Annotated in this window: 7 protein-coding genes and 2 pseudogenes; 2 read left to right on the top strand and 7 right to left on the bottom strand. The window is 47.4% G+C overall.

Annotated features, from left to right (window positions below; all coding sequences use genetic code 11):
• Nucleotides 1–1,089 precede the first annotated feature (1,089 nt).
• Nucleotides 1,090–1,356, top strand: a pseudogene (locus L1965_RS15715) (phosphotransferase); the annotation flags it as partial.
• A 137-nt stretch (nt 1,357–1,493) separates the two neighbouring features.
• A pseudogene (locus L1965_RS15710) lies at nt 1,494–1,637 on the top strand (IS5/IS1182 family transposase); the annotation flags it as partial.
• A gap of 470 nt (nt 1,638–2,107) precedes the next feature.
• On the opposite strand, the gene L1965_RS15705 reads toward L1965_RS15710, so the two are convergent.
• The 7 genes from L1965_RS15705 to L1965_RS16260 form a co-directional block, all read right to left on the bottom strand.
• A complete protein-coding gene (locus tag L1965_RS15705; RefSeq protein ID WP_033483887.1) occupies nt 2,108–3,181 on the bottom strand; it encodes a replication initiator protein A in 1,074 nt (357 codons plus the stop codon).
• Between the two features lie 29 nt (nt 3,182–3,210).
• Nucleotides 3,211–4,014 (bottom strand): two-component system response regulator VirG, encoded by an 804-nt coding sequence (gene virG / locus L1965_RS15700; RefSeq protein WP_235757376.1) that lies wholly within the window; start codon nt 4,012–4,014, stop codon nt 3,211–3,213.
• A 90-nt stretch (nt 4,015–4,104) separates the two neighbouring features.
• Nucleotides 4,105–4,329, bottom strand: coding sequence for a single-stranded DNA-binding protein (locus L1965_RS15695; RefSeq protein ID WP_235757375.1), 225 nt, complete (start codon nt 4,327–4,329; stop codon nt 4,105–4,107).
• Between the two features lie 7 nt (nt 4,330–4,336).
• Nucleotides 4,337–5,131 (bottom strand): aminoglycoside O-phosphotransferase APH(3')-IIIa, encoded by a 795-nt coding sequence (gene aph(3')-IIIa, locus L1965_RS15690; protein WP_001096887.1) that lies wholly within the window; start codon nt 5,129–5,131, stop codon nt 4,337–4,339.
• 1,048 nt (nt 5,132–6,179) lie between these two features.
• Nucleotides 6,180–6,248 carry a hypothetical protein gene (locus L1965_RS16200; protein ID WP_369334679.1) on the bottom strand — a complete coding sequence of 23 codons (69 nt, stop codon included), beginning with the start codon at nt 6,246–6,248 and terminating at the stop codon, nt 6,180–6,182.
• A gap of 16 nt (nt 6,249–6,264) precedes the next feature.
• Nucleotides 6,265–7,053: an ANT(3'')-Ia family aminoglycoside nucleotidyltransferase AadA1 gene (gene aadA1 / locus L1965_RS15685; RefSeq protein WP_235757377.1), complete on the bottom strand. Its 789-nt coding sequence runs from the start codon at nt 7,051–7,053 to the stop codon at nt 6,265–6,267.
• Nucleotides 7,054–8,066: 1,013 nt separating this feature from the next.
• Nucleotides 8,067–8,777: a hypothetical protein gene (locus tag L1965_RS16260; RefSeq protein WP_500690557.1), complete on the bottom strand. Its 711-nt coding sequence runs from the start codon at nt 8,775–8,777 to the stop codon at nt 8,067–8,069.
• Nucleotides 8,778–8,873 lie beyond the last annotated feature (96 nt).

Genomic DNA, 8,873 nt, shown 5'->3' with positions numbered 1-8,873 from the left:
GTTTAAACTATCAGTGTTTGACAGGATATATTGGCGGGTAAACCTAAGAGAAAAGAGCGTTTATTAGAATAATCGGATATTTAAAAGGGCGTGAAAAGGTTTATCCGTTCGTCCATTTGTATGTGCATGCCAACCACAGGAATTAATTCCGGATCAAAAGGATCTAGGTGAAGATCCTTTTTGATAATCTCATGACCAAAATCCCTTAACGTGAGTTTTCGTTCCACTGAGCGTCAGACCCCGTAGAAAAGATCAAAGGATCTTCTTGAGATCCTTTTTTTCTGCGCGTAATCTGCTGCTTGCAAACAAAAAAACCACCGCTACCAGCGGTGGTTTGTTTGCCGGATCAAGAGCTACCAACTCTTTTTCCGAAGGTAACTGGCTTCAGCAGAGCGCAGATACCAAATACTGTTCTTCTAGTGTAGCCGTAGTTAGGCCACCACTTCAAGAACTCTGTAGCACCGCCTACATACCTCGCTCTGCTAATCCTGTTACCAGTGGCAGCTGCCAGTGGCGATAAGTCGTGTCTTACCGGGTTGGACTCAAGACGATAGTTACCGGATAAGGCGCAGCGGTCGGGCTGAACGGGGGGTTCGTGCACACAGCCCAGCTTGGAGCGAACGACCTACACCGAACTGAGATACCTACAGCGTGAGCTATGAGAAAGCGCCACGCTTCCCGAAGGGAGAAAGGCGGACAGGTATCCGGTAAGCGGCAGGGTCGGAACAGGAGAGCGCACGAGGGAGCTTCCAGGGGGAAACGCCTGGTATCTTTATAGTCCTGTCGGGTTTCGCCACCTCTGACTTGAGCGTCGATTTTTGTGATGCTCGTCAGGGGGGCGGAGCCTATGGAAAAACGCCAGCAACGCGGCCTTTTTACGGTTCCTGGCCTTTTGCTGGCCTTTTGCTCACATGTTCTTTCCTGCGTTATCCCCTGATTCTGTGGATAACCGTATTACCGCCTTTGAGTGAGCTGATACCGCTCGCCGCAGCCGAACGACCGAGCGCAGCGAGTCAGTGAGCGAGGAAGCGGAACAGCGCCCAATACGCAAACCGCCTCTCCCCGCGCGTTGGCCGATTCATTAATGCAGAGCTTTTGCCATTCTCACCGGATTCAGTCGTCACTCATGGTGATTTCTCACTTGATAACCTTATTTTTGACGAGGGGAAATTAATAGGTTGTATTGATGTTGGACGAGTCGGAATCGCAGACCGATACCAGGATCTTGCCATCCTATGGAACTGCCTCGGTGAGTTTTCTCCTTCATTACAGAAACGGCTTTTTCAAAAATATGGTATTGATAATCCTGATATGAATAAATTGCAGTTTCATTTGATGCTCGATGAGTTTTTCTAATCAGAATTGGTTAATTGGTTGTAACACTGGCAGAGCATTACGCTGACTTGACGGGACGGCGGCTTTGTTGAATAAATCGAACTTTTGCTGAGTTGAAGGATCAGATCACGCATCTTCCCGACAACGCAGACCGTTCCGTGGCAAAGCAAAAGTTCAAAATCACCAACTGGTCCACCTACAACAAAGCTCTCATCAACCGTGGCTCCCTCACTTTCTGGCTGGATGATGGGGCGATTCAGGCCTGGTATGAGTCAGCAACACCTTCTTCACGAGGCAGACCTCAGCGCCGGCGGTCGAGTGGCGACGGCGCGGCTTGTCCGCGCCCTGGTAGATTGCCTGGCCGTAGGCCAGCCATTTTTGAGCGGCCAGCGGCCGCGATAGGCCGACGCGAAGCGGCGGGGCGTAGGGAGCGCAGCGACCGAAGGGTAGGCGCTTTTTGCAGCTCATCGGCTGTGCGCTGGCCAGACAGTTATGCACAGGCCAGGCGGGTTTTAAGAGTTTTAATAAGTTTTAAAGAGTTTTAGGCGGAAAAATCGCCTTTTTTCTCTTTTATATCAGTCACTTACATGTGTGACCGGTTCCCAATGTACGGCTTTGGGTTCCCAATGTACGGGTTCCGGTTCCCAATGTACGGCTTTGGGTTCCCAATGTACGGCTTTGGGTTCCCAATGTACGTGCTATCCACAGGAAAGAGTCCTTTTCGACCTTTTTCCCCTGCTAGGGCAATTTGCCCTAGCATCTGCTCCGTACATTAGGAACCGGCGGATGCTTCGCCCTCGATCAGGTTGCGGTAGCGCATGACTAGGATCGGGCCAGCCTGCCCCGCCTCCTCCTTCAAATCGTACTCCGGCAGGTCATTTGACCCGATCAGCTTGCGCACGGTGAAACAGAACTTCTTGAACTCTCCGGCGCTGCCACTGCGTTCGTAGATCGTCTTGAACAACCATCTGGCTTCTGCCTTGCCTGCGGCGCGGCGTGCCAGGCGGTAGAGAAAACGGCCGATGCCGGGATCGATCAAAAAGTAATCGGGGTGAACCGTCAGCACGTCCGGGTTCTTGCCTTCTGTGATCTCGCGGTACATCCAATCAGCTAGCTCGATCTCGATGTACTCCGGCCGCCCGGTTTCGCTCTTTACGATCTTGTAGCGGCTAATCAAGGCTTCACCCTCGGATACCGTCACCAGGCGGCCGTTCTTGGCCTTCTTCGTACGCTGCATGGCAACGTGCGTGGTGTTTAACCGAATGCAGGTTTCTACCAGGTCGTCTTTCTGCTTTCCGCCATCGGCTCGCCGGCAGAACTTGAGTACGTCCGCAACGTGTGGACGGAACACGCGGCCGGGCTTGTCTCCCTTCCCTTCCCGGTATCGGTTCATGGATTCGGTTAGATGGGAAACCGCCATCAGTACCAGGTCGTAATCCCACACACTGGCCATGCCCGCCGGCCCTGCGGAAACCTCTACGTGCCCGTCTGGAAGCTCGTAGCGGATCACCTCGCCAGCTCGTCGGTCACGCTTCGACAGACGGAAAACGGCCACGTCCATGATGCTGCGACTATCGCGGGTGCCCACGTCATAGAGCATCGGAACGAAAAAATCTGGTTGCTCGTCGCCCTTGGGCGGCTTCCTAATCGACGGCGCACCGGCTGCCGGCGGTTGCCGGGATTCTTTGCGGATTCGATCAGCGGCCGCTTGCCACGATTCACCGGGGCGTGCTTCTGCCTCGATGCGTTGCCGCTGGGCGGCCTGCGCCGCCTTCAACTTCTCCACCAGGTCATCACCCAGCGCCGCGCCGATTTGTACCGGGCCGGATGGTTTGCGACCGCTCACGCCGATTCCTCGGGGATCTGGGAATTGGCTCAGGCTGCCATCGTCCCCCCGTGCGAAACCTGCACGTCCGCGTCAAAGAAATAACCGGCACCTCTTGCTGTTTTTATCAGTTGAGGGCTTGACGGATCTGCCTCAAGTTTGCGGCGCAGCCTCAAAATGAGAACATCTATACTCCTGTCATAAACCTCCTCGTCGCGTACTCGACTGGCAATGAGAAGTTGCTCGCGCGATAGAACGTCGCGGGGTTTCTCTAAAAACGCGAGGAGAAGATTGAACTCACCTGCCGTAAGTTTCACCTCACCGCCAGCTTCGGACATCAAGCGACGTTGCCTGAGATTAAGTGTCCAGTCAGTAAAACAAAAAGACCGTCGGTCTTTGGAGCGGACAACGTTGGGGCGCACGCGCAAGGCAACCCGAATGCGTGCTAGAAACTCTCTGATACTGAACGGCTTAGCGATAAAATCACTTGCTCCTAGCTCGAGTGCAACAACTTTATCCGTTTCCTCAAGGCGGTCGCCACTGATAATTATGATTGGAATATCAGACTTTGCCGCCAGATTACGAACGATCTCGAGCCCATCTTCACGACCTAAATCTAGATCAACAACCACGACATCGACCGTCGCGGAAGAGAGTACTCTTGTGAACTGGGTGCTGTCGGCTACCGCGGTCACTTTGAAGGCGTGGATCGTAAGGTATTCAATAATAAGATGCCGCATAGCGACGTCGTCATCGACAAGAAGAACGTGTTTCAACGGCTCACCTTTCAATCTAAAATCTGAACCCTTGTTCACAGCGCTTGAGAAATTTTCACGTGAAGGATGTACAATCATCTCCAGCTAAATCGGCAGTTCGTCAGAATTGCGGCTGACCGCGGATGACAAAAATGCGAACCAAGTATTTCAATTTTATGACAAAAATTCTCAATCGTTGTTACAAGTGAAACGCTTCGAGGTTACAGCTACTATTGATTTAGGAGATCGCCTATGGTCACGCCCCGGCGTCGTGCGTCCGCCGCGAGCCAGATGCACGAATACCAGCGACCCCTTGCCCAAATACTTGCCGTGGGCCTCGGCCTGAGAGCCAAAACACTTGATGCGGAAGAAGTCGGTGCGCTCCTGCTTGTCGCCGGCATCGTTGCGCCACATCTAGGTACTAAAACAATTCATCCAGTAAAATATAATATTTTATTTTCTCCCAATCAGGCTTGATCCCCAGTAAGTCAAAAAATAGCTCGACATACTGTTCTTCCCCGATATCCTCCCTGATCGACCGGACGCAGAAGGCAATGTCATACCACTTGTCCGCCCTGCCGCTTCTCCCAAGATCAATAAAGCCACTTACTTTGCCATCTTTCACAAAGATGTTGCTGTCTCCCAGGTCGCCGTGGGAAAAGACAAGTTCCTCTTCGGGCTTTTCCGTCTTTAAAAAATCATACAGCTCGCGCGGATCTTTAAATGGAGTGTCTTCTTCCCAGTTTTCGCAATCCACATCGGCCAGATCGTTATTCAGTAAGTAATCCAATTCGGCTAAGCGGCTGTCTAAGCTATTCGTATAGGGACAATCCGATATGTCGATGGAGTGAAAGAGCCTGATGCACTCCGCATACAGCTCGATAATCTTTTCAGGGCTTTGTTCATCTTCATACTCTTCCGAGCAAAGGACGCCATCGGCCTCACTCATGAGCAGATTGCTCCAGCCATCATGCCGTTCAAAGTGCAGGACCTTTGGAACAGGCAGCTTTCCTTCCAGCCATAGCATCATGTCCTTTTCCCGTTCCACATCATAGGTGGTCCCTTTATACCGGCTGTCCGTCATTTTTAAATATAGGTTTTCATTTTCTCCCACCAGCTTATATACCTTAGCAGGAGACATTCCTTCCGTATCTTTTACGCAGCGGTATTTTTCGATCAGTTTTTTCAATTCCGGTGATATTCTCATTTTAGCCATACCTTATCTCCTTAGCTCGCGTATCCAAGCGCTTCGTATTCGCCCGGAGTTCGCTCCCAGAAATATAGCCATCCCTGCCCCCTCACGTCAATCCCACGAGCCTCTTATCCATTCTCATTGAACGACGGCGGGGGAGCATTTGCCAGAACCGTTATGATGTCGGCGCAAAAAACATTATCCAGAACGGGAGTGCGCCTTGAGCGACACGAATTATGCAGTGATTTACGACCTGCACAGCCATACCACAGCTTCCGATGGCTGCCTGACGCCAGAAGCATTGGTGCACCGTGCAGTCGATGATAAGCTGTCAAACATGAGAATTAATTCTGATGGGCTGCCTGTATCGAGTGGTGATTTTGTGCCGAGCTGCCGGTCGGGGAGCTGTTGGCTGGCTGGTGGCAGGATATATTGTGGTGTAAACAAATTGACGCTTAGACAACTTAATAACACATTGCGGATACGGCCAGGCGCGCCTTGGTACCTTCCATGGATTGATGCATGTTGTCAATCAATTGGCAAGTCATAAAATGCATTAAAAAATATTTTCATACTCAACTACAAATCCATGAGTATAACTATAATTATAAAGCAATGATTAGAATCTGACAAGGATTCTGGAAAATTACATAAAGGAAAGTTCATAAATGTCTAAAACACAAGAGGACATACTTGTATTCAGTAACATTTGCAGCTTTTCTAGGTCTGAAAATATATTTGTTGCCTAGTGAATAAGCATAATGGTACAACTACAAGTGTTTTACTCCTCATATTAACTTCGGTCATTAGAGGCCACGATTTGACACATTTTTACTCAAAACAAAATGTTTGCATATCTCTTATAATTTCAAATTCAACACACAACAAATAAGAGAAAAAACAAATAATATTAATTTGAGAATGAACAAAAGGACCATATCATTCATTAACTCTTCTCCATCCATTTCCATTTCACAGTTCGATAGCGAAAACCGAATAAAAAACACAGTAAATTACAAGCACAACAAATGGTACAAGAAAAACAGTTTTCCCAATGCCATAATACTCAAACTCAGTAGGATTCTGGTGTGTGCGCAATGAAACTGATGCATTGAACTTGACGAACGTTGTCGAAACCGATGATACGAACGAAAGCTTTATTTGCCGACTACTTTGGTGATCTCGCCTTTCACGTAGTGAACAAATTCTTCCAACTGATCTGCGCGCGAGGCCAAGCGATCTTCTTGTCCAAGATAAGCCTGCCTAGCTTCAAGTATGACGGGCTGATACTGGGCCGGCAGGCGCTCCATTGCCCAGTCGGCAGCGACATCCTTCGGCGCGATTTTGCCGGTTACTGCGCTGTACCAAATGCGGGACAACGTAAGCACTACATTTCGCTCATCGCCAGCCCAGTCGGGCGGCGAGTTCCATAGCGTTAAGGTTTCATTTAGCGCCTCAAATAGATCCTGTTCAGGAACCGGATCAAAGAGTTCCTCCGCCGCTGGACCTACCAAGGCAACGCTATGTTCTCTTGCTTTTGTCAGCAAGATAGCCAGATCAATGTCGATCGTGGCTGGCTCGAAGATACCTGCAAGAATGTCATTGCGCTGCCATTCTCCAAATTGCAGTTCGCGCTTAGCTGGATAACGCCACGGAATGATGTCGTCGTGCACAACAATGGTGACTTCTACAGCGCGGAGAATCTCGCTCTCTCCAGGGGAAGCCGAAGTTTCCAAAAGGTCGTTGATCAAAGCTCGCCGCGTTGTTTCATCAAGCCTTACGGTCACCGTAACCAGCAAATCAATATCACTGTGTGGCTTCAGGCCGCCATCCACTGCGGAGCCGTACAAATGTACGGCCAGCAACGTCGGTTCGAGATGGCGCTCGATGACGCCAACTACCTCTGATAGTTGAGTCGATACTTCGGCGATCAACGCTTCCCTCATTTCGAACTGGTCAACAAATCTGCAAAAAAAAGAACAATCAAATATTGAATCAATAAAAACAGTAGACATATATAACCATTATGAAAATCATCTTTAACACAAAACAATCATAGTAAAAAGCCGCTATCGGAGTCAAACCGATTTCTACCACAAAAATTGTGGTGCTCTATCATCTGAGCTAAGCGAGCTAAATTCAATCAAATCGGCAATTTCAAGAGATATAAAGCAAACAATCCGAGAATTACCCTTAGAAAAAGGGAACACTGGATTTGTTATGCTACTCCAGAATTACCCAATCACAATTCAAATCGACATACATCTTAAATACGCAAATCAACAAGTTCACTCGTATATAGATCCACCAACCAACAATCAATCGAACAAATTAAAATCTCAAAACAAGATCGATCAGAATGGGAAAATAGTTTCATGAATAAATTATCGTTTAGAAGCAGTGAAACGTTGATATTAACAATCGATAAAATCTAAACAACAGATCAGAATTTTCAGAACGATCAATCAACAAAGAGCATCGAATCCAACAATCATCGAAATAATATGAGCAACGATCAGCAGACGAAAAAGAAAAAGAACGATCTAAGGGTACGTTAACGCTTACCTCAGAGATATCGCAGAAAAGTGTGTAGCGGCTAGGGTCAATAAGAACGATAAATGGAATCAGCAACGAGAGTGGTTTTATTTATAGCGTTGAATCCGAAACCAATGTTAGGGTTTAACATAAAATAATATCATTCTTTAAATTACCATTATGCCCCTGTTTAGCCGTGAATACTCAATACCTCTTGGGTTGGTTGTGTTTTATGAATGTTTAGTACTACATGTTACAAACATCATTTAATCACACCTTTTAATTAAGGTTATTCAAGCAAATGGTTATACATGTTCGTCTCCCAAAAATTTCATTGATTGTGGACCATCAATCTATATGACACTCTTCTCTAGAGTAAATATTTGATATCTCAATGAATGCAGATTATCAAGAGCCATTTATATCATTTATTCAAACACCAAATAAAATAATGAACAAGTAAAGTATATATTAACCTCAAAATCTCATGACAATGGAAATGGTTTATTATAACAACCATATGTGTCCCATTCCACGAGCAACCTCCCTCAAGAGAGAAACTTCCGATATCAAGCTTGATATCGAATTCTTCCTTACAAACCTTTGAGGATGGGAGTTCCTTCTTGGTTTTGGCGATACCAATTTGAATAAAGTGATATGGCTCGTACCTTGTTGATTGAACCCAATCTGGAATGCTGCTAAATCCTGAGCTCAAGCTAATTCTTTTGTGGTCGTCACTGCGTTCGTCATACGCATTAGTGAGTGGGCTGTCAGGACAGCTCTTTTCCACGTTATTTTGTTCCCCACTTGTACTAGAGGAATCTGCTTTATCTTTGCAATAAAGGCAAAGATGCTTTTGGTAGGTGCGCCTAACAATTCTGCACCATTCCTTTTTTGTCTGGTCCCCACAAGCCAGCTGCTCGATGTTGACAAGATTACTTTCAAAGATGCCCACTAACTTTAAGTCTTCGGTGGATGTCTTTTTCTGAAACTTACTGACCATGATGCATGTGCTGGAACAGTAGTTTACTTTGATTGAAGATTCTTCATTGATCTCCTGTAGCTTTTGGCTAATGGTTTGGAGACTCTGTACCCTGACCTTGTTGAGGCTTTGGACTGAGAATTGGGTCCCGATCTAGTAACATAGATGACACCGCGCGCGATAATTTATCCTAGTTTGCGCGCTATATTTTGTTTTCTATCGCGTATTAAATGTATAATTGCGGGACTC

Source organism: Paracoccus salsus, assembly GCF_021556615.1.
Classification (GTDB): Bacteria; Pseudomonadota; Alphaproteobacteria; order Rhodobacterales; family Rhodobacteraceae; genus Paracoccus; species Paracoccus salsus.
The sequence above is the reverse complement of the archived record's forward strand: the minus strand, read 5'-3'. Positions and strand labels throughout refer to the sequence as shown.